Genomic DNA, 22,139 nt, shown 5'->3' with positions numbered 1-22,139 from the left:
TTTATACCTTGATCAAAACAGAGATCGCACCGGAAGTTTCATCTTCCGGCAGGCCGCCGCCCACACTGATTTCAAATGCACCGGCTTCCACAAACGGCTTCCCTTCGTCATCATACACCTCGAAAGCAGAAGACGTCAGCTCGAACGATACGGTTTGGGTCTCCCCCGCTTCCAGATGAATCCGGCGGAAGGCTTTTAACTGGCGCAGCGCCACCGGCACCGACGCCTCGACATCCTTGACGTACAGCTGAATCACTTCATCACCGTCGCGCTCGCCGATATTGGTAACGTCCACCGAAACCGACACCGGATCAAATCCGCCGGCCCTGAGGTTCTCATACGTAAACCGGGTATAGCTCAGGCCATAGCCGAAACGGTACAGCGGCTCCTGCTCCATGAAACGATAGGTGCGTCCCTTCATAGCATAGTCCCGGAAGTCCGGCAGCTGCTCGAGCGACTTCACCACCGTCACCGGCAGGCGCCCGGCCGGATTATAGTCGCCGAACAGCACATCGGCTGCAGCACGCCCGCCCTGCTCGCCGGGATACCAGCCATACAGGACCGCATCGCAATGTTCCTGTGCCCAGGTCAGGTCCACCGCACTGCCGCTCAGCACCACAAGGATCAGCGGGGTTTCCGGCGCAACGCTTTTGAGATGCTTGAGCAGATCCAGCTGACGGCCCGGGAGATCAATCGTGGTCCGGTCGCCACCGCCGTCGGAGGCCGCTACATCGGGCTCTTCGCCTTCGGTTTCGGACGTATTTCCGAGAACCGCCACCACCACATCGTTCGGCTCCAGGTAGCCCCACTCGAGTTCGGCAGCCGCCACGGGGGCATCGCTGCACAGGTCGCAGCCATTTGCCACAAAGACCTGGGTGCCGGCCGAAACCGCATCCATCATCCCCTCGACCACCGTAACCATGTTCGGCGCATACCCGGTATAGTTGCCCAGCAGCGCATCAATGCTCATGGCATTCGGGCCGACCAGCGCCATTTTCGGCAGATCCTTGCGCAGCGGCAGGATCCCGTTGTTTTTCAGCAGCACCATCGATTCGCGCGCCGCCTGCAGACTCAGTTCAACATGTTCGCGGGAATGCACCACCTCCGGCGGAATGGCGGCATACGGCACCGCCTGTTCCGGATCAAACATGCCGAGTTTAAAGCGGGCCTTAAAGAGCCGTTTAACAGCCGCGTCAATCTCTTCTTCCGTAATCAGCCCCTCATCCAGCGCCTGCATCAGGTTGGAGCGCTCCTCGCCTACGTTGAGGTCGCAGCCGTTGCGGATGGCCAGTGCATCCGACTCGGCATGCGAGCCGGAGACGCCGTGAGTCTGATGAAAATCGCGGATGGCCCAGCAGTCGGAAACCACAAAGCCGTCGAAGCCCCATTCATCGCGCAGAATATCCTGCAGCAGGGTCTTGCTGCCGCAGCACGGTTCCCCATCAACCCGGTTGTATGCGCCCATCACGGAATACGCGCCGGCCTCCTGAACGCAGGCCTTGAACGCAGCCAGATAGGTTTCGCGCAGGTCGCGCGGGCTCACCTCCGCATTGAACACATGGCGCTCTGATTCAGGGCCGCTGTGCACCGCATAGTGTTTCGGGGTGGCCACCAGTTTCAGATAATCAGGATCATCGCCCTGCAGCCCCTTGCAGAAGGCCACCCCCATCCGCGATGTCAGAAATGGACATTCACCATAGGTTTCCTGTCCGCGACCCCAGCGCGGATCACGGAAAATATTGATATTCGGCGTCCAGTAGGTCAGCCCGAAATATTGACCGTGGTTTCCAAGCTTCAGCGCCTGATGGTGCTTCGCCCTCGCCTCGTCGGAAATGGCCACGGCAATGCGGTGCACCAGTTCGTCATGAAAGGTGGCGGCCAGGCCGATGGCCTGCGGAAAGACGGTGGCCCGCCCGGCGCGCGCCACACCATGCAGGCACTCGTTCCACCAGTTGTATGCCGGAATGCCCAGCCGGGGTACGGCCGGCGCCGCATGCAGGGTCTGGTCGATCTTTTCATTCAGTGTCATCCCGGATACAAGGGATTCCACCCGCTCGTCGATCGACTTCGAACGGTCTTCAAAACGTTGGTCATTCAAAGGATTACCCTCCTGATACCGTTAAGCCAAAACCGGTTCGGCGGGGTTGATCCTTCCGGTGCGCTTCACGGCATGGGAGAGCTTTACCAGGCAGCCGGTTTCCGCGGCCTCCTGCATGGCCGCCATGACCCGCAGCGAATTGACAATTACCGAATCCGGTGTCTCGCCCTCCGGCCGTTGCCGCGTGGTCACTGCGTTATACAGCACCTCCCACTGGTAAGCCTGACTCAGTTCCGTATTGGGAACCGCTACCTTCTCGATCGGCATTCCGTCGGTATCATCGCCTTTGCTGAGGCAGAGCCAGGTGTGGTCCAGCAGGTTGGCGCGCACCGGATCGCACGGCATCATGGTCGGGTTGCGGTAAATCGTGCCCCGCTCAAAATAGAGAATCATCGAGGTCGACTGGCGTTCCGGTGATGCCACCCATCCATCGAGAGTATCCACCATGGCGCCATTCTTGAACTTGATGCACATGCGGGCATAATCGGGCGTCGGGCGTCCCGTAAAGAGGCGCGTCTGCATGGCCTGGATCTCCTCAGGCTCACCGAAGATCCGCAGCATGTCATTCACGCCGTAAATCCCCAACCGAAGCACCGGGGCGACCGGGCATTGCGCCGGATCGTCATACCAACTGCCATCGGCCTCTTCAACCACCTTATACCAGCATTCATGATGACCGCCGACCGGACGGCCCAGGTCATACTTTGCGCGCCACTCATTAATAATCCGGAAATCCTCTGAATCAGCGGCACAGGGCGAGTTCAGATAGATAAAGCGTCCCAACCGGCGCGCCTCGGCCAGCACGTCGGCAGCTTCGTCGGGATCGATTTCAAACGGCTTGGTGGTCATGCAATCCTTGCCGGCACGGATAATTTTCCGCAGCTGGTCGGCCCGGCCGTTGGGACCGGTCATCAGAATGATGACACCGATTTCATCGTCCGTCAGCATGTCGTCCAGCGAGGAACAGGCTTTCACACCATATTCCGCAGCCACCGCATCACACGCCTCGGGATTGCGCTGGCAGACCGCCGTTAGCTCAAAGAAGGAGCTCCCGGCCCCGGTAAGAATCTGATGATCAATGATCTGCCGTCCATAATGCAGCCCCACCACGCCTACTTTAATTTTTTTCATAGTCTTTCCCTGCCCGGTTCCCATAGGAATTTCCGGTTAAAATCTATTCTTCCACATTGTTCTTTATATAGCTCTCAATCGCATCCAGCCCGCCCATCATACGGTAGGTTCCGTTATTCTTCTTGGCCAGTTCCCTGAAATGGCTGCATCCCGGACCGTCTTTGTTCTCCTTGGAAGTAAACTGGATAACATTGAGCGAAAATTTATTTTTATTTTTATTTTTCGAACGGCTCAGCCCGCTTTTCACCGGCACCGCATTCTGTGCCCATTGGCGCTGGCCCGTCTGCAGCACTTTGGTGAGGTCATCCGGAGTGTAGGTATAGCGCTCCCCGACCGGCGGCCCCTTGACATTCGGGAAATATTCCTTCACCAGACCGGTTCCGCCCAGGACGCGGGGGGCTTCACCCCGCTTGCGGCGTTCTTCGTTCTCTTTCTTCAGCAGTTCCGTTGCTTTGACCATGGCTTCGTTATACTTGCGTCGCTCCGACTCCTTCCACTGCGCCGCTTCAAGCTGCTTGTAAATCCGGCCATGCATGCAGGTCAGCACATAGACGGTATCCGCCTGCTGGTGAATCCCGCAGAGAACGGACCCCAGCCAGCCCCCTGCTTTTTCCAGCGGCTCAACCACAAATTCCATGTCGCTTAGGCGATGCATATCCCCGGGTTCACCGAGCGTCTTCGTGCCGTACTGCTTGTCGCCCATCCCCTGGCTGACCGTATTGAGCGGCTCCAGCCAGGTCCGGCAAGCCTGAATATTATCGGGAGTGGCGGGTGCCAGCGAGGGAAACAGCGGAACCACCCCCCCGTCAAAAACCGCAACATTGAACAGCGCCACCGAGGGCAGCTGGCTGACAATTTTTGTAATCTCATCCTTGATCAGCGTGTAGGCCGGTATGCCGCCGAGTTCGTCAGCCATGATATAAGAAGTCGTATCCAGAATGATGAACACCTTTTCACCCCGGCTTTTGGCACCGAACAGGTTCAGCTCCGGCATGGTGAATCCGATTCCGCCGGCCCCCTGCAGCCCCATTCCGCCGGCCGATCCAATACCGCCCTTAACTCCGGTAATCTCCGGCATCTTGATATCGGGCATGGTTTGATTCAGCTTCGGCTGGACCACGATCCGCTTGCGCAGCTTCGGCTTGGGTCGACTCTTCTTTATCTTGACCGGTACCTGCAGCCTTTTCAGTTGCATCCTCGGGCGTTTGACCTGCTTGGCCTCAAACTTGGTTTCGTCCTTCTGGATGACGGTAACCGCCACAAAAGAGAGGGCCACCACTATGAGCACCGCATGGATGCCTAAGCTGACCAGCGCAGCGCTCGACTTGGCATGGCGCGCCAAAAACTTTTTTTTTTTCCGTTTTTCAATTCAACACCTAGTGAATGGAGTTCAACCTGTTGTTTTTATGCAAATGCCCCGACGAGGCGGGGCATTTGCAACACTTCGTATTCGCCCTGCCTACTGGGAAATTTCCACCCAGAGGAAGCCTTTGTTTTCGGTGACTGTGTCGACACTGTTGGTGTAGGCGTTGTAACCCGTGCGTCCCGCACCGGAACCATCGAGCGTCACCGTGAGGGAACCACCGCCCACAACAAGATCCGTCTCGGTCTCTACCTGATGCAGTACCGTAGGATCATCCACGATTTCGTAGATATATTTCATACCGCCCGCATCGGTGAGAGCAGGCTGCACACCCACATCGCCGGTACCGCCGTCATTCGGATTCCCGCCAAAGGCATACTCGCCCAGGTTCTTCAGTCCATCACCATCCGGATCGGCATCCGCATCGAGATCGGTACCGCTCAGGCCGAATCCGGCAAGGTATGCTTCGAACGGTGTCGCGTCCAGGTTCAGGAGCGCAGTCATCTCGTCAGCCGTTTTACCGAAGACGGTTGCGTCACCCTGTGAGTAAACAATGCCCAGCACTTCCATCGTGTCACCGGCATCTGCGACATTGTTGCCGTTGAGGTCCTGCAGGATAACGGCAAAGGCCATGTCATTAAAGGCCGTATCATTTCCGCTCGAATCGGCTTGTTCTGCGGTGTAGGCATACCACAAAACCGTGTTGGTCGGCACATTGAACACATCGCCTGAAGCTCTGAAACTCACATTATTAACCGCTGTATCATTCGTGCTGAGCACATCGCTTCCGGTATAGCCCAGTCCACCCGAACCGGCATGGAGGTAATGCCCGTTATATCGTTTATTGCTTGCATCGAAGCGCAGGTAGTAGCGATCCATGCGGCCAGTGTTGTCCAGGGGATCCTGCAAATAGGTCTGCGTTGAAACTTCAATGCCGCCGAGCGTACTGAGCACGGGGATAGGCACACCAGATCCGTTATCACGCTGGGTGTTGATATCCAGCAGCACAAACTCTGAAGCCGTTGCCTGGCCCAGCCGTTCCGCACTGAAGCCTGTTTCACTTCCGCCATCCACTTCCGTCACCACATAATAGTAGGGGGTTCCGGCCACCGCAGAGCTGTCGGTATACTCACTCACGCCTACGGTTGCAATCTCCGTGTAGTTGGTGCCGCTCTCGGTGGATCGGTAAACCTTGTAGGATTCAAACGCCGGATTGGTGGTGTCGTCCCAGTCCAGAGCGACCGCACCTTCCTGCCCCGTTGCGGTAAAGCCGGTCGGCGGGAGGTTCACGGGCTTGGCGCCGGCCTCCGCACTGTACCCGGACTCGACGGAGTCGGTATCGGTGTAGGTCACCACATAATAATAGGTGGTGCCGATCGACACGGCTGTATCCTCATATACATTCGTGGTGATTGAGGTGGCAATTTCCGTGTAGTTGCTGCCGCTTTCTTCCGAACGGTAGACCGTATAAAAGTCCAGGGCCGGGTCGGTCATGGGCGTCCAGCCCAGGCTGACCTTCCACGTACTTCCAGCACCAAGCCCCAGCGGCACGTCCGACGGCAGGGCGGAAACTTCCGAACTGTAGCTCGATTCCACGCCGCCGGCCGTAACGGTCACCACATAATAATATTCGGAGCCGTTGCTCACGCTGGTATCGGTATAGGTATTCGCGGTCAGGCCCGTCGCAACCTGTGCATAATTGGTGCCGCTTTCTTCCGAACGATACACCGTATAAAAATCGGGTGTCGGATCCGAAGCGGCCCAGTTCAGTTCGACTTCTCCCGGCAGGGGGAGCGCCGTCACATCGAGCGGGGCCAACGGAGCGGTTGAGACAATAGCCGCTTCCAGCTCGGCCACCGTGTCTATTTCGGCAAACGTGTCGGCTCCGACCACATATTTCACAGAAACGATATCGCCGGGATCCATTGCGTCATTTGCATTCACGTCGGTCCAGATCAAGCCCCAGGCAATCACGCCGGCACTTCCCAGGTCTGTGCCACCCTCTTCGCCGGACATGCACCAGTTGATCTCCTCCGCACCGGTTCCATCATTGGCGGTCCATCCATTCCCTGGAGTGCCGGACGTTTTAGGACTTCCAGAGGAGCACATAGCGGCTGAAGATCCTTGAGTCTGGTTGGTCGAAAAGGTTCCGCTGCCTACCAGCCACTGATAGCCGCCGCCATCAATTTCGTTAAAGCTGTATCCCTGCCCAAACAGAGAACCCGAGTTGCGAAGGTCTATCCTGGCCCGCGTATACCGGCTGCCGTCCGCGGCCTGACTGATATTGAACTGCTCGTTCGCCCCGCCACTGGTGGCCACAACATCCAGCGTGTTGCCGGTCGGGGTTGTGCCATCCGACAACTGGACGGAAGGATCCCCTCCGGGGTCAGAGCCATAACTGGCCCATTCGGCCAAATAAGTGTCTGCCATTGCACCGGTGCTGCCAAACAATGCAAGTGCAACGATGAATCCGTATCTTTTCATTCTCCACATCACTCTCATCTTTCCTTTCCTCCTGCTGAGTTATTTAATCCCGATTTGAGACAACCCGGGAAATTCAATTAACTTCCGTCTTGGCCAAAAACGCCCCCGAAAGCAGGCATCCGACCACCCATCCAACCCTTCTTCCGGCTGAATATCTATACATATACGACACAGCTCCCCACCTATCAATCCTTAAAAATCATTTTTTTCATTTGTGTTTGCAATATTTTGCATTCCAACAAAAAACCTTCCGCGACTGGTCGCCTCGGCTGGACAGTTATGTTGCGCGAAACATAAGGATGCGTTGCGAAACTGAAACATTTCGGATCTCCGTTTTAAAAACCCGCTCTCAGACCCGGTTTTCGCTACAGTTTATACTCGCTCGGCCAGAGGATTCGTTTACGCACCCGTCAACACCTGCGCAAGTGTGCCGAAACCCGAAAAACGGCAATGAACTAACCGCGAATGAACGCCAATAGACGCGAATGATCCTTTGCGCACGCATATAAGGAGTATTGAAGGACAGGATAATTTTATTCCACTCATCCTACGCGTCGTTACAACGAATGTAGAAAAAAGGTGCGCGACGCGCTCTGGAGCAACAGTGCTTAACAGCAACCTAAATTTCAGCATTTTTCACGGCGGAGTTAGCAGCGATGAGCAACTTTCTCATGACCGCCGTAAGCGCGACCATTTTTGGGCGGTGGTTTTCATTTACCAGACGCTGGTAGAACTCGCGAAGAACTGGGTTGTATGTCCTGGCATTCATGGCAGCCATGTACAGGCAGGAACGCAACCTTCGGCGCCCGCCACAGACATGCCGCCTGCCGGACTTGCCCCCGCTGTCCCGGTTGAAGGGGGCGAGTCCCGCCAGCGACGCGATTTCCCTGCGCGAAAGCGTGCCGATCTCAGGGAGGTGGGCGAGCAGGGTCACCGCATTGACGATGCCCAGGCCTTTGATGGACTGGATACACTTGGCCTTCTGCGTCATGGTTGCGTCTTCGGCAAGGGTATCTTTGATTTTCGCTTCGATTTTCTCGAGCTGCTTTTCAAGCCACTTGAGATGCTGCTTGATCAGTCTGACCATCTCCGGCTCGTCGGCAGTTCCCAAGCGGTTCTTCTCGGCCGTATGCATGTCGCTCAGGTGCACCCTTCGATCAACGAGGGCGGTGAGCCTGCGCTGCGTCGCCGAAGGCTTCTCGGAGGGCTTGGGGTCGGTGTGCGACGCGAAGTCGCGGATCATCCGCGCGTCGATCGGATCGGTCTTGGCGATCTGCCCCATGCCCAGCGCGAAGTGCCGGACGCGCGACGGGTTCACGATGCTCGCGGTGCCGCTGGCGGCCATCACCATCCAGGCGGCCATGCGTTCGTAGCCGCCCGTGGACTCGAAGACATAGTGGGCGCTGCCCGCCCAGTTCATCAGCGCCGTGGCACCCTCGCAGGTGTTGTCGAAGCGACGCGCTGTTTTTCCGTTGAAGGCATCCAGATGCTTCTTGGAAACATCGACGCCACAGTATACTTTTTCCTTGTTCATATTTGCTCCTACTTGCTAATGCGAGCTCGCTCGTACGGCTCATGCAACAGTTCGAGTTCAATATGGCAACCATCCGGCGGATCCGGGCTCCAGAACGTTCGCCAAAGGCGAACCAGTGCGGCACGATCTCACCGGACGGGAACCTCTCCCGGCTGGCCGGCCGGGGGAGGCACTCCTCTACGAGGATTGCACAACCCCTTTCACGGGAAAAAGGATTTCTCCGACGTTATAGAAATTCATTCTCAAAATCCTTTTTCCCTACCTGTTTTGAGTTGGTTGGAGAAACATACAAGTGCGGCATCGTTGATGCCGCTTTTAAAGCGGAGACCCCGTCTCCGCACTCCGGAGCGGCTACGCCGCAGGCACAAGCCGATTTTCACGCCATTCGGGTCAGCCCTTGAATTCTGACATAAAACTTTCGATCGGGACAGGACTCTGGTCGGTCCGGCTGGATGGTTCTTTGGCCTTCCAGCATTGCGAGCGGTAGCGAACCGGCGGGACCTGATAATGATTTTTGAAGACCCGGGAAAAGTGGGCCGGATTGGCAAATCCGGTTTTATACGCGATTTCCGCAGCACTCAACCCAGTGCGTTCCAGTAAAGCCGCCGCCGCTTCGGAGCGAACCTTCCAGAGATATCGAACCGGAGTGGTTCCCCTGAACTCTTTAAACAGGCGGATTAAATGCGCCCCGCCCACTCCGCAGCCTGCAGCCACCTGCTCCAGATCCAATTCGGAGGAATAGTTCACCTCCATAAACGCAATAGCCTTGCGAACAGCCGGATGCTCCTGAACGTTCCCCTGTTCCCCGGGTTGATAGCCCGCGCAATAGAGGAATTCCTGAAAGATGCACTGCGCCAGAGATTGCTGCAGGTTGCACGACTGTGCCGCGCGGTCTTTATCCAGATCGATAAGCATTCCGTCCAGCATCCGCATCCGGTCACTCATCGCCACCCGGAACGGCAGGGCCTCAAGCGCATCGAACGCAGCTTCATCTAAATGCACGGCCCTCGCCTCACACCAGCCGTGGTGTGTTGGTTCCGTGGTTGAAAAGCTGAAAAATTCAGTCCTGCCCGGAAGCAGCAACGTCGCATATCCAGCCGGAAGATCGTTGATATGCCCATCTACGCTGATGCGGGCATGGCCCTTAAAAACATAGACCAGCTGCACCAATTCCTGCAAACGCGGCCCAAACTGCCCGAATTCTTTATAGACAACCTGACCCCACTTAAAATCCGATATTATATCGTAAATCTTCATTTAGGATAATCTAATGCCGTTTGCAGATATTGTAAAGCGCCGCATACCCGGATAAATTAACGTCCATCATTTTAAAGCGAGGTAACGATGAAAACAGATCCCTTATCCAGAGAAGAAGTAATAGCCGTCATTGAAGGAAAGGCCACGCAGACCCGTGTACCGAACCTGGTTCAGTTCTGGGTGCACCCGGAAGAATTCGGCGCCCAGCAGAATGAAGTACTCGACCTGCTGGACCGCTATCCCATGGATGCCCAGGCCATCCCCTTCAACATTCCGACCGTCTTTGATGCCCCGGCCGATGATCCGGAATACCGCTGGGTAAACTTTAAAAACCCACGCGAAGGCGAAACACACGGAATCGATGAAATTGTTGCCATTGAGGACTGGGATGCCCAGCTCGAAGGCGTTCTGACCAACTTCCCCAACCCCGACTATGAAAACCTGTTCCCCGAAAATCCGGAAAGTGACGGACGTTACCGACTGGGCTATTGGTGGTATTTTTTCTTTGAGCGGTTCTGGTCACTGCGCGGCATGACCAACTCCCTGATGGATTTTTATGAATATCCGGACGAAGTTCATGAACTGTTCGACAAACTCGCCGACTTTTACTGCCGTATGCTGGAGCGGGCCAAAAACGAACTCAACCTGGACGGGGTGTTTGTTTCCGATGATCTGGGAACCCAGGCCAACACCTTCTTCAACCCCGATTTATTCGATGAATTTTTTGCCCCCTATTACAAACGCGTCATCGGAAAAGCGCACGAACTCGGGATGCATTTCTGGCTGCACTCCTGCGGCAACATTGAAAAAATTATTCCCAAGCTGATTGAAGCCGGTGTGGATGTCCTGCATCCGATTCAGAAATACACCATGGAGGAAAAAAATATTGCGGATCAGTTTGGAAAAGACCTGTGCATCTGGGCCGGTTTCGATGTCCAGCAAACCATCCCGTGGGGCACCACGGAAGAAGTCCGGGAAGAAGTGCGCTTCCTGATCGATACATACGCCCGCCCCGAGGGCCGACTGATGATCACCGCCGGCAACGGAATCAATGCCGACTGCCCCATTCCAAGCCTGGAAGCCCTGCTCGATGAAACCGTAAAATATGGAAGCGCAACTTAGGAGGCCCGGCCCCATGACTGAGCAAACACGCATTAAATGGTATCGAACCGAGGTGGACAAGAGCGAGATGAAGGCGCTCATGAAACGAAGTGACCTGCCGGGTTTCCTGCAGGCCGGTTCCCAGCTGGCGATCGTATGCGCCACTGGATGGCTCTGCTTCCACTCGTTCCATCACTATCCCTGGTGGGCCACCCTGGCGGCCTTCTTCCTGCACGGTTCATTCATCTCGTTTCTTTCGCCGGGCGCCGCCATTCATGAACTCTCGCACGGGACCCCCTTTAAAACGAAAGCCTTCAACGAGTTTTTCTTTTATCTCTTCAGCTTTATAACCTGGACCAATCCGGTCTGGTTCAGACAAAGCCACATCCAGCATCACCAGCATACCCTGCACGATCAAGTGGATCAGGAAGTGGTCCTTCCGCAGCACTATTCATGGGTGGATGTTATTGCGGCGTTTACGCTCTCGCCCTCGGGTATATTCAGCAAACTGAAAGATACCCTCCTGCTGGCCGGCGGAAACCTGCATACCGATTGGTACAAACGCCTGTTTGACCAGTCAGCAACCAAACAAAAGCAACTGTTCAACTGGGCCCGCCTGATTCTGTTCGGGCATATTGCGCTGACGATTGCCTTTCTGATGCTCAACCAATGGATCCTGATTCCGATTGTAGTCCTGCCGTTTTACTGCGGATGGCTTACCTTCCTGTGCGGAGGCACCCAGCATGCCGGACTGCAGGATAATGTGGCCGATTTCAGGCGTTCATGCCGCACGGTAAAAATGAGTGCGTTCAACCGGTTCTGGTATTGGAATATGAACTACCACATCGAACATCACATGTATGCCGCCGTCCCGTTTCATGCTCTGCCGAAACTGCATAAACTGATCCGGCACGATCTCCCTGCTCCGAGCAGAAGCATAGCCGCCGCATGGAAAGAAATTTTCAAAACCACCCGAGTGCAGAAAGCAGACCTGACCTATTATTTCGATAATTTTACCAGAGAAAAATAATCGCCGGATCTGCAGCATAAACCTGTTGATTCCGACTTATCGCTGAACCTCATCCATCGCAATCGCGGCCCAGTCCGACAGCCGTTCAGGACGGTAACGCACGGTGGAAATATCTTTCATGATAAATTCCATCGGAGCCCCCTGCCCGATATCCAGCACGCGCCGGATTTCAGCCCGGGCCCGCTCCGGATGCCAGTTATCCTCCGCCAGGATCGCGGGGCTCGGCTTGATGCTGTAGACCATCTCCTGCCCCAGCCCTTCGATCACTTTTTCAACATCACACCAGCAACTGGTGGATACCTTTCGCAGGTTGGGAATCTTTTTTAAGATCTCGGTTTTATTATGCAGCGGTTCGCAGCATCCATAATAGTTCAGCCCCCACCGCTTCATCCATCGCATATCGTGCTCAATGGCAAACTCCCAATGCATATCCGGAGAAACCTCGGAAAAAATCTGGGCGTTCGAACAGCCCCACATATCCTTTGCCGTAATGCGCGACGGTGCCTGGTCCGGAAGCGGAAGTTCAGAGGTATAGCCATACCCGCCTGAACCAACCCGTTCATTCGTATTATCCAGTTCCAAGACATTGAGTGCTTCAAACTGATCCAGCTCAACCATCCAGGCCTCCACAAGACGCTCAACAATGGCATGGTACAGATCAGGATCATCGTACAGCCCGATCATCGCATTCTCGATGCCCGTCCAGCGAATCAGAAAATCCCAGGGCGTAAACCAGATATGGCTTTGGCCTGTAACCTTCACCGGCATGATATCCCCGAACACATCATTAAAGACCTGCTCGCGCATGGCGGTCTGCCCCTCGTGGTGAACCACCTTCGGCATTTGAATTTTTTCAATATCGGCCAGTTGCTCAATCTGCACATTAAAATGACGGGAGACCACTTCGTTGGATGAATCGGTCTGGGTAATATCCGTATCCTCAACAATGCCGAAATCCGTACTGTGCACCGCCTTCGGACATTCGATCCATGGATTAACCACCATATCGGCGCGCAAATGATTCCACTGATACAGCTCCTTCCGAAGCCCCACTTCCTGTTCCCGGGCCCAGCGTCCTTCGCACTGCAATGCAAGCTCGTCATGAACCTCCATCTCATTCCAGCAAATCTCATTAATCCAGACCATCGGCCGCTCTGGCTTCAGATCATTCAGCGCGGTCCAGAGCCGGGCATTTTCCTGCTGCGTGGCCTCTTGTCCGATTTTTGCTTTCTGCTCGGCCAGACCGCGCAGGATATCGCGATCCGACGACGAAACCGCAATGCTTTCTTCGGTTTCGATCGGTGTGTAATGACTGGGATCGTGCAGCATGGTTATTCCTCGTTGGTTGAAGTTTGTTTTACTTTTGTCATACGAATACGCTGAAAAGCAAGGCCGTTCCATTTGCCATCATCAATTGGCTGAAGTGAAAAGGACTTAAGCCCCGCAGTTTTAAAAACAACCCGGCCGGCGTTAACCGGAACCGGAGCATTGCGGCTTCCCGTATGCTGTATTCCGAAAACCTGCTCCTGTCCATCAATCGTAAGAACAAAACGACCGGTCGCGGCAACTAAGCCCCTTTTTCGACGTGGAGGCTGCCACCGACTTCCGACGAAAAGAAGATCGATTTCCGGGAACTCCTCGGAGAAACCGATACGCCTTCCGAGGAGCCAGAGGATGTATGCGCTGAAAGCGAAACCACCTCAGAAGAAACCGCAGTAACTCCCGAAGTCCCGACCATTCTGAATGAATACTACCTGCTGCTTGAATGCTGCCGGGACAACCCGGATCTGGGCGCCTCTGCCCTTTATAGAAAGTCAGGTCTGTCAGCCGGCCGCGGCACCAGAGTGAAAAACAAACTTATTGAGCTCGATTGGATCGAACCCATCCATCTCGCATCCCCAAAAGGCGGGAGGCCGAAATTAACATTGAAACTAACAAACAAAGGGAAAGGTATACTCAATGGAAAACGCACGTAGAGGCCATGAAACCCAGCGCCATATTGAAGCAAAGCTTGCCATCGGGCAGATGTTTAAGAACGAGGACTGGTCGGTATTTTTCGAACAGTGTAATGCGGACATCCTGGTACTGCACCATGCAACCCGGTTCGTGGCCTCTATTGAGGCCGAAGCATCTCCGCGCAATGTACTCCGCAATATCGAGCGAAATATTAAGTATGGATGCAAAGCAGTCGCAACGGTCTCCCTGACAGATCGCTATCTTGGACAGATCACAACCAAGGTCTTCAAGTACTCAGATCAAAACCCCGAGTTCCCGATCCGGCTGTTCCGGCATAACAAGCAGGGACTCGAAGAGCTGCACTCATGGATCGTCTCACTCGCAGAACATACCGCCTCAGCCAGGAAAACAAATCATGACCCCGAATGAATCCCCCCTTCCTAAGCCACTGGAAACTAGTGCCGAAATCCTGGTTAACGTCCTTCTTCGGCGTTTAACCGAAGAAAAATGTCCAACAGGGGTAGAGAAGACTTGAGGTTCGCCTGAACGAATGGACTAACACACAGCACCATTACAAACGGAGAAAACTATGAATATCGAAGAACATGAAAAGGTGCTCAACACACTCCCGATGCGAACGCTGCGGGGGCAATATGCGAACCATTACGGCTACACGCCCAAAACACGGAACCGTACTCATCTCATCAAAAAAATCCTTTGGGCTATTCAGAGGAATGCCCAGGGTGACATCAGTGATCTGGCCCGAAATAAGGCATTGGCCATCGCAGATGATCGGGATGTCAAAGAGCGCTTCCCGAAAATGAACCCGCCAATTCAGGCATCCGGCAATCCGGAAGGAACAGTCAACATCGCCTACCAACCGGAATCGGTACTACTGCCCGGATCTGTTCTTCACCGGGATTATCAGGGTGAAACCATCCAGGTACTGGTATTGGAAAACGGTTTTGAATGGAACGGTGAGGTCTACAGGTCGTTGTCGGCAACTGCACGGGCCATTACCGGTACCCGCTGGAACGGAAAGCTGTTTTTCGGCCTGAAGAAAGGAGCAAAATAATGGTTGCTCCACAGACAGATTCCACCCGGATTCCGGTCGTGATCTATGCCAGAAAATCCACAGATGCAAAGCTTGAGCAGAAGATTAACTCCATCTCCGTGCAATGCGCCTCAGCACGCAGCTACATTGAATCTCAGCAACATGCAGGTTGGTATGCCCTGGACGAGGAGCTCATGGATAACAACATCAGCGGGGCTACAATGGAGCGTCCAGGGATTAAGCGGCTTAAACAGCTTATCCTTGAAGATAAGGTCAGGATCGTGATCGTCAACCGCCTTGACCGCATCTCACGCAGTCTCTCGCAGTTTCTGGAGCTTATGACCTTCTTCGAGGCACATGGAGTTTCTCTCGTCAGTGTGACGCAGAACATCAACACAAGCACCCCGATGGGCCGTTTGATGATCCAGATTATCATGGGGTTTTCAGAATTCGAAAGGGAGCTGATCTGCGAACGGGTGACCGAACGCATGCATGCCGCACGTAAGAACGGCCAGTTTCTCGGCGGACGACCGGTGCTGGGCTACAACATTAAACCCGAAGGCCGGGCGCTGGAGATCGATGAACTGGAAGCAATCCGGGTTCGTGAAATCTTTTCGATGTATATCAAACAACGCTCCGTCAAGACGGTGGCTCTTGAACTCCGCAATCGCGGTTGGAAAAACAAACGATGGATTACGCGGGAAGGCAAGGTGACAGGCGGGTCGGATTTTACGGTCAGCACATTGCATAATCTGCTTAAAAACCTGATCTACATCGGAAAGGTAACGCTGAAGGATGAGATCTTTGAAGGTCAGCATGAAGGAATCGTGAATTCGGACATCTTCGACCGGGCAAACACAATTCTCTCCGGCAATGATCTCACCAAAGGAAACCGTAACCGCAACAGCCATGACGCCTTGCTGAAAGGACTGCTTACGTGCAAAGCCTGCGGAACCGCTTTCGTTCATACCGGCACTAAAAAGAAATCCGGCAAAGGGTAACATCTGAACTGGAATTAGTTAACAGGGATTTGGACATCTATTTGATGCCCGATGAATCATGGTCGATGGACGGCTTACGGATGGCGACCCTTAATCAAGCGGTGAGAGAAGCCTTTGGCGAACTCAAGACCGTGGCCAAACAACATCCTGAGGTTAAATTTAAAGTCAGGGTCATCGCTTTTTCGGATGGCGCGCGCTGGCACATCGGACCGGACCCTGTTGATCCGGAACAACTGTCGTGGGAAGATCTGACGGCCCAGACCATGACGTCAACCGGTGCCGCGGTCAAAATGCTGGCCGAATCGGTCACTATGGACAAGATGCCGCGAAAGGGTTTTCCGCCCGTCATGGTGCTTTTGTCCGACGGCGACAACACGGACGGCAAGGCCTACGACGACGCCATCGAGCAACTGGATCGCGAAGTGTGGGGAGCGAAAGCCGTCCGCCTGTCGATCGGTATTGGGGATGAATACGACCGCAAGCAACTGGAAAAGTTCACCAACCATCCGGAAGTCGGGGTTCTCGAAGCCAAGAACACGGTCGATTTGGCGAACTATATCCAATACGCGCTCGTAACGGCGACCCTCTCGGTTAACTTCTAACTGGCTGACAGTGCATGGAGTATCAAACAACCTTGCACGAAGGTATGTTTCATCGGGATGGTTTGAACGCATCGGACAAGGTGCCTATATACGATACGGTGACGATGTCGATTGGCAGGGTGGATTATATGCGTTGCAGTCCCAGCTTGGATTGAAAGTTCATGTTGGGGGGTTGAGTTCCCTCCGCCTCAAGGGTATGGGGCATTTTCTTTCTTTGGATGCAGATCAATCCATCCAGCTATTCAGCGGGAGCGCTAAACCGCTTCCCGCATGGTTCCGCGAGACGGATTGGGGCGTTCAGATCCAACACCGCACGGCATCCCTTTTCAGCAATGCGGAAAACCTCCAGATGAGTTCCGTGCCGCATAAGAGTTTTGAAATAGAAATGTCCCCACCGGAGCTGGCTGCTTTCGAAATGATCCATGGCATAAAAGACAATTCTGATTTTGATCATGCCCGAACTGTATTTGAGGGGCTGAGCACACTTCGCCCCAAGGAGAGCCAGGAACTTTTGCAGACATGTAAGTCCGTTCGGGTCAAACGCCTTTTTTTATGGATGGCTCGGGATTGCGGTCATCCATGGTTTAAATACATGGATATGGAGAAAGTGGATTTGGGAAGTGGAAAGCGGGTGGTCTACAAGGGAGGCAAACTGGATCAGGAATTCTTGATCACCGTTCCCCGCCCGGAAGGGGTGTCTGATGTTTAATCCCGCTTATTCAAACCAAGTGAAGCTGCTGCTCAGCGTTTTACCTTTGATCCAAGAATACGACAGCTTTGCCCTGAAGGGCGGGACAGCCATGAACCTTTTTGTGCAGAACCTGCCCCGGCTTTCCGTTGATATTGATTTGGCCTTTCTTCCATTGATCCCACGCCATGAAGCTCTTCAAGAGATCTCGAAGACACTTGAGTCACTTTCGGGTAAAATACAATCGATACTGCCGGAATGTTCCGTCACCCATCAGCCTGTGGCCGGGGTGACCGGGCGACTGGTCGTTAACTCTCCGGCAGCCACCATTAAAGTAGAGCCGAATTTCGTTTTCAGAGGGGCTGTGCATCCAGAGGAAACACGCCTGCTCTGCCCTGATGCCCAGGATCTGTTCGAACTTTTTCTGGAGTGCCGGGTTCTGTCTATCGCCGATCTTTATGGCGGAAAAATCGCAGCGGCACTAGACCGACAGCATCCCCGAGACCTGTTTGATGTCCATCTGATGTTCGAGCGGTTCGGACTTAGCGATGAAATCCGCACGGCCTGCACAATATATCTCGCGGGACACCCGCGGCCTATGGCGGAGCTGCTCACCCCCAATAACCAACCTCTCGAAAACCTGTATGCCTCGCAGTTTGCAGGCATGGCCCGTGAGCCAATAAGCATCGAGACATTAGCGAAAACACGAACCCGCCTTGTTCGTGAGCTGAAAGAGAGTCTGTCAGAAAATGAAAGGCTGTTTCTACTTTCGATCAAAACAGGCAAACCAGAATGGAATCGCATACCCATTGAGCACCTTGAGCGCTTGCCCGCGCTTCAATGGAAGCTTAGAAACATCCACAACATGGACGCCCAAAAACACAAGCAATCCATAGATAAGCTGAAGCAGGTTCTGGAACTGTAGGTACTGATGCCTGATCCTGCCAACGAACTTCAGCAGCTCCGCGAGGAACTGGACTCCCTGATACCCGATCAGGATGAACCGGGGTTTACCTTCAGAGGTCGCGGAGAGCAAACTGTGCCATACCGTCACATGCAGAGATAAAAAGTTCGCCTTAAGACATGGCCGGTGCACCTTGCTGGATGATACTGGGGTTGAGGGGGAAATTAGCACGAAGAAAGAGTTCGCTTTGCCATATCGTAAGGTAACCGAGTCGGATGTAACTGGGGTTTAACTTTGTGGAGAACGGAGAGCGAACGGAGAATCTCAGGAGAAATCGGACTACAAAATCGTGAATTCGGGGTTGGGAGAATGATACGGGAGCGGCAATTCGGCGTACAGCACCTCAAATCGTTCACGCAACCACCTCAAGCAGTTACGGTTATGAACGGGTGTTTTGAGGACATAAAAAAACGGCGATTCCCGAAGGAGTTCGCCGTAAAAATAAATGGTCGGGGCGACTGGATTTGAACCAGCGGCCTCTACACCCCCAGTGTAGCGCTCTACCAGGCTGAGCCACGCCCCGACATTTCAATTTCCGGAAAATTGAGGGCAGAACGTATCACGGCGGATGGGGGCCGTCAACGCCTGCCATGCAAAAAACTCACTACGTTTTTCTTTTAAATGGGCATCGTGACTCTACAATGGCGCGCATGAACCAAATACCTGAAATCCCTTCCGAAGATCTCGAAAAATATTCATCCGCCATTTCCCTCTCGGACATGGAGATCTTTGTGTTTCCGGAGCTGCTCTACAGCCTGGTGCTGGCCAACATCATGTCGCCGCGCATCTGGGAGTGGAAAGAACACGAATGGTTTGCCAAGCTGGACACGATGAAGCCGTATAAGAAGATCCAGCGGCTGAAGCAGTTCATCATCGATAACTATGAGTTCAACCTCGACCTCGACACGTGGGGCTTGACGACCAAGGAGTCGGAAATCGAGCGGTTCAAGCCGTACATGGACGAGGGGATGATCAGCCAGTCGAACGCCTTGTTCGGCTACCAGGGGGACAAGCACTATTTCTCGCTGGATATCCGCAAGCATTTCGGCCTGGATAAATACAACTCCAGCATCATCCCTTTCTGGAAAACGGAAACGCTGGAGGCGATGGATGCCTTCAAATTCAAGGAAAACTATCGCGTGGGCGCGGGCGAGTGCGTCTCGCTCTCGACGCTGTATGCGGCGGCCCTGTTCATTATTTGCGAGATCCCGCTGGAGGATATTTTCCTGATCGCAACGCCGTTGCATTCCCAGAATTTCATCAACGTGAACGATGGCGTGCTGACCAACAACCGACGGCTGGTGACGAAGAACATGTGGTTCAACGGCACCGACCTCACCGGCAAGGCCCAGCGGGCGCTGCGTAACGAGCAAGTGACGATTGTGGCAAACAATACCGGCTTTATCCATACGGTCTATCCGGAAGCCACCATTGCCCCGGACAGCTTCGAGGTTTTCCGAAGCAAGCTCGACGCCTTCACCACGACGGAGATCACCTTCGAAATCCTCGCCAATTTCCTGCGCGAGCGCTCCGAATTCCAGAAGTGTTTCCAGATTAAATACCTGCGGCATGGCAAGGAGCAGTATCTGCCGATCGAGCGCGCATTCGCCTACGAGCACGGCAGCCCCTACAAGGTTTCGGACAACGCCACGCGCGACAAGCTGCTCGACCAGATCGATGAATATGATTTCTATACCGACCCGATCGAGGGCCGCATCCAGATCAACAAGCTGGGCGACTACCTGAAAAACAATCCCATTTCCCACTTCGACGAGGAAAACATGCGTGGGCTTGCGGAGAAAATCGACTGCACACGCGACATGGAACGCAAGATGTCGGTCATTGAGGGACTGGTCGATTTCGTGCATCTTGAACCGGAACTGCCCGAGGTTGGGGAAAAAACCTTCGGGGGCCCCGGGCCGATCGAGATCCAGCCCGGTAGCTCCCGCGATGAGATTATCGACCACCTCTCCAGCCTGCGCGAAAGCCACACGATTGCCGACCTCGCCTTCTATGCCAGCCGCGATCTTTCCTCCACGCATTGGAAACCCTTCCTGAAAGCCGGGCTGGAGCGGAATCCGGTCATCATCGCGGCGACCAAGGAGCTTTCGGACGACGAACTGGTCCAGACGATGCAAGACCTGACGAACGAGTCGATCTACGACGGCCCCCGCGCGGCCCAGCCCGACGAAGTCTGGAACTTCCAGCGCGGCGACGGCCTCGAGCGCGCGATTGCCTTGGCCAACGTCTGGAAATCCCGCCATCCGGAGGCGAGCATCGAATTCACGGCGAAGGGCTCGGAAGTGACGCTTGTCTGGGGAGACAGGAAAATCCGGTTCGAATCGGCCAAGGGCCTTGTAAAAGAGCTAACCCTGAAACCCATCTAAGGTTTCTTCTCCCCGAAGAAGCCAACCAACTTCCGTTTAAGAACAGGCTTTGCCCTGTGCCTTCAACTCCGCGATGATCTCTTTCCCTAAAGACCTAGTATTTTTCGAACGCCCGCTTGAATTGGTTAAGCTTACCCTCAACCTTTTCTCATCGTTAATCATCCGGAGCACAGGTTTTGCCATTTCGCAACGCTCGGCATCGCAGTTGTAAACGCTAATGGAATGACTGTCGTACCTCTCTAATCGATATGTACCGATTGAAATCAATACATTAACAGATTCAATTACATCACCTTTTTCAAAAGGGCTCTGGGCTTTCTTGATCTCTATCCGTTTCCGCTCTTTCTTAAGTATGTAATCCTTGGCTTCTGGAAGAGGGATGATTTTGTCCGGCTGAATAAACAAATCCCCCTTGTCATCAACAAACGGCGTCAGACGCAAGCACTCGATATCAACGCCATAATCCCGAAGCCATAATACGGCAGAGATGACATCCGAGTGATATTCTTTTGAAACAAGAATGATGCGTTGGCTATTATTTAGGAGTTCCAACTCAACATCGATGAACTCATCGATTCGGGATCGAGCATCTTCCTCATCTGAATTTAGATAGACGGCATAATTCCCGACAACCTCTTCGACCAAGAAGTTGGAACAATAAGATGTATATTTGATCGCCTGCCAATCTACTTCCTTTCCAGAGTCATCGCGTTTCAGCTCAACAATGACAAGTCGCGCATTTCTATCAATTGCCAGAAGATCGAGACGGCTCCCTGATTGGAGTTGAAGTTCCTTGCCGATTATCAGCAAATCCTCACCTAGGATCGCGGGCGTCTTCTCGATCCATTCTTGAATATCGTATCGCTCCAGCAGGTTGCGGGAGCCAAAACTCGTTGGCGCAAGCTTTACAAGCGCTTTGTCGTCAACATTAAGTTTATACATGTGTCCCCCATCAATACAGTTCATGAAGCATCTGGCCGGAGCAGGGCAATGACGCCATCGACGACCGCATCGAGTTTGGCCGGAACCAAGTTCCCTGCTTCGCGAACCATGATTGATGTGTTTGCGGAGAATAGTTTTCCGGGGCGTGCAAAGCTAGTTCGCAAAAGGGAACCTCTCGTGAAATCCGAATCGGTAATTTCAACCGCGTTCGGATCGGAATATGGATTACTGGTAATTTGGCATAGCACCCAATCGTCCCTGCCGACTCCAGCAAGCACGACGGCAGGACGCAACTTACTGGACGAAAGATCTGAAAACGGGAAGTTGACGAGGACAATCGAGCCTACTGAAGGTGCGACCATGCCTTGTCCTCCTCAGAGCGGTTCCAATCCTCCGCCAAAGCTTGTTCGGCAAGCAATGCGCTTTCCGGAACATCAGGTGCATCGACAATGGTTACGATGGCGCGGCACGGATGCGTCAGATGCACCTGCTCAAGCAAGCGCACATGCCCATCTGTTTCAATTGTTGCCTCAACTGCTTTCAACAT

At 54.0% G+C, this 22,139-nt stretch carries 19 protein-coding genes and 1 tRNA gene; 9 read left to right on the top strand and 11 right to left on the bottom strand.

What is annotated here, in order from left to right:
* Position 1 precedes the first annotated feature (1 nt).
* The 6 genes from E9954_RS23670 to E9954_RS23645 form a co-directional block, all read right to left on the bottom strand.
* A complete protein-coding gene (locus E9954_RS23670) occupies positions 2 to 2,098 on the bottom strand; it encodes a glycoside hydrolase family 3 N-terminal domain-containing protein (RefSeq protein WP_222847293.1) in 2,097 nt (698 codons plus the stop codon).
* Between the two features lie 21 nt (positions 2,099 to 2,119).
* On the bottom strand, positions 2,120 to 3,229 hold the full coding sequence (locus E9954_RS23665) for a Gfo/Idh/MocA family protein (RefSeq protein WP_168442535.1): 1,110 nt from the start codon (positions 3,227 to 3,229) through the stop codon (positions 2,120 to 2,122).
* Between the two features lie 43 nt (positions 3,230 to 3,272).
* Positions 3,273 to 4,571: a vWA domain-containing protein gene (locus E9954_RS23660; protein ID WP_136081752.1), complete on the bottom strand. Its 1,299-nt coding sequence runs from the start codon at positions 4,569 to 4,571 to the stop codon at positions 3,273 to 3,275.
* A 117-nt stretch (positions 4,572 to 4,688) separates the two neighbouring features.
* Entirely contained in the window at positions 4,689 to 7,076 is a 2,388-nt protein-coding gene (locus tag E9954_RS23655; RefSeq protein ID WP_136081751.1) for a fibronectin type III domain-containing protein, read from the bottom strand.
* A gap of 619 nt (positions 7,077 to 7,695) precedes the next feature.
* Positions 7,696 to 8,610, bottom strand: coding sequence for an IS110 family RNA-guided transposase (locus E9954_RS23650; protein WP_136078431.1), 915 nt, complete (start codon positions 8,608 to 8,610; stop codon positions 7,696 to 7,698).
* 390 nt (positions 8,611 to 9,000) lie between these two features.
* Positions 9,001 to 9,867, bottom strand: a complete 867-nt coding sequence (locus tag E9954_RS23645; RefSeq protein WP_136081750.1) for an AraC family transcriptional regulator — start codon at positions 9,865 to 9,867, stop codon at positions 9,001 to 9,003.
* An 87-nt stretch (positions 9,868 to 9,954) separates the two neighbouring features.
* On the opposite strand from E9954_RS23645, the gene E9954_RS23640 reads away from it, so the two are divergent.
* Together E9954_RS23640 and E9954_RS23635 are read left to right on the top strand one after the other, a co-directional pair.
* The gene (locus E9954_RS23640; RefSeq protein ID WP_136081749.1) at positions 9,955 to 10,989 is read left to right on the top strand and encodes a uroporphyrinogen decarboxylase family protein; all 1,035 of its coding nucleotides are present in this window, start codon (positions 9,955 to 9,957) and stop codon (positions 10,987 to 10,989) included.
* A 13-nt stretch (positions 10,990 to 11,002) separates the two neighbouring features.
* The gene (locus tag E9954_RS23635) at positions 11,003 to 11,998 is read left to right on the top strand and encodes a fatty acid desaturase (RefSeq protein ID WP_168442534.1); all 996 of its coding nucleotides are present in this window, start codon (positions 11,003 to 11,005) and stop codon (positions 11,996 to 11,998) included.
* A gap of 36 nt (positions 11,999 to 12,034) precedes the next feature.
* Here E9954_RS23635 and E9954_RS23630 read toward each other — a convergent pair whose 3' ends face one another.
* Complete coding sequence (locus tag E9954_RS23630; protein WP_136081747.1) at positions 12,035 to 13,327, bottom strand: hypothetical protein; 1,293 nt, start codon at positions 13,325 to 13,327, stop codon at positions 12,035 to 12,037.
* 630 nt (positions 13,328 to 13,957) lie between these two features.
* On the opposite strand from E9954_RS23630, the gene E9954_RS23625 reads away from it, so the two are divergent.
* From E9954_RS23625 to E9954_RS23600, 6 genes are all read left to right on the top strand, one after another.
* Entirely contained in the window at positions 13,958 to 14,383 is a 426-nt protein-coding gene (locus tag E9954_RS23625) for a hypothetical protein (RefSeq protein ID WP_136081746.1), read from the top strand.
* Between the two features lie 160 nt (positions 14,384 to 14,543).
* Positions 14,544 to 15,029: a DUF2924 domain-containing protein gene (locus tag E9954_RS23620; RefSeq protein ID WP_136081745.1), complete on the top strand. Its 486-nt coding sequence runs from the start codon at positions 14,544 to 14,546 to the stop codon at positions 15,027 to 15,029.
* 38 nt (positions 15,030 to 15,067) lie between these two features.
* On the top strand, positions 15,068 to 16,009 hold the full coding sequence (locus E9954_RS23615; protein WP_168442533.1) for a recombinase family protein: 942 nt from the start codon (positions 15,068 to 15,070) through the stop codon (positions 16,007 to 16,009).
* A 44-nt stretch (positions 16,010 to 16,053) separates the two neighbouring features.
* Complete coding sequence (locus tag E9954_RS23610; RefSeq protein WP_136081743.1) at positions 16,054 to 16,611, top strand: vWA domain-containing protein; 558 nt, start codon at positions 16,054 to 16,056, stop codon at positions 16,609 to 16,611.
* A gap of 10 nt (positions 16,612 to 16,621) precedes the next feature.
* A complete protein-coding gene (locus E9954_RS23605) occupies positions 16,622 to 17,320 on the top strand; it encodes a type IV toxin-antitoxin system AbiEi family antitoxin (RefSeq protein ID WP_136081742.1) in 699 nt (232 codons plus the stop codon).
* Positions 17,313 to 18,224: a nucleotidyl transferase AbiEii/AbiGii toxin family protein gene (locus E9954_RS23600; RefSeq protein ID WP_136079621.1), complete on the top strand. Its 912-nt coding sequence runs from the start codon at positions 17,313 to 17,315 to the stop codon at positions 18,222 to 18,224. The genes E9954_RS23605 and E9954_RS23600 overlap by 8 nt, the downstream gene beginning before the upstream one ends.
* A gap of 485 nt (positions 18,225 to 18,709) precedes the next feature.
* On the opposite strand, the gene E9954_RS23595 is transcribed toward E9954_RS23600, so the two are convergent.
* Positions 18,710 to 18,786 (bottom strand) — tRNA-Pro (locus E9954_RS23595).
* Positions 18,787 to 18,913: 127 nt separating this feature from the next.
* On the opposite strand from E9954_RS23595, the gene E9954_RS23590 reads away from it, so the two are divergent.
* Entirely contained in the window at positions 18,914 to 20,650 is a 1,737-nt protein-coding gene (locus E9954_RS23590; RefSeq protein WP_136081741.1) for a hypothetical protein, read from the top strand.
* Positions 20,651 to 20,686: 36 nt separating this feature from the next.
* On the opposite strand, the gene E9954_RS23585 is transcribed toward E9954_RS23590, so the two are convergent.
* Genes E9954_RS23585 through E9954_RS23575 form a run of 3 tightly spaced genes read right to left on the bottom strand, consistent with a single transcriptional unit; the run spans position 20,687 to position 22,139 of the window.
* Positions 20,687 to 21,592, bottom strand: coding sequence for a PDDEXK family nuclease (locus E9954_RS23585; protein ID WP_136081740.1), 906 nt, complete (start codon positions 21,590 to 21,592; stop codon positions 20,687 to 20,689).
* Between the two features lie 20 nt (positions 21,593 to 21,612).
* Positions 21,613 to 21,954, bottom strand: coding sequence for a type II toxin-antitoxin system PemK/MazF family toxin (locus E9954_RS23580; RefSeq protein ID WP_136081739.1), 342 nt, complete (start codon positions 21,952 to 21,954; stop codon positions 21,613 to 21,615).
* Positions 21,936 to 22,139, bottom strand: a complete 204-nt coding sequence (locus E9954_RS23575; RefSeq protein WP_136081738.1) for a hypothetical protein — start codon at positions 22,137 to 22,139, stop codon at positions 21,936 to 21,938. Before E9954_RS23575 ends, E9954_RS23580 begins: the two co-directional genes overlap by 19 nt.

The sequence above is a fragment of the Pontiella desulfatans genome, from assembly GCF_900890425.1.
In the GTDB taxonomy this organism is placed as follows: domain Bacteria; phylum Verrucomicrobiota; class Kiritimatiellia; order Kiritimatiellales; family Pontiellaceae; genus Pontiella; species Pontiella desulfatans.
This window is presented reverse-complemented; position numbering and strand designations above follow the sequence as displayed.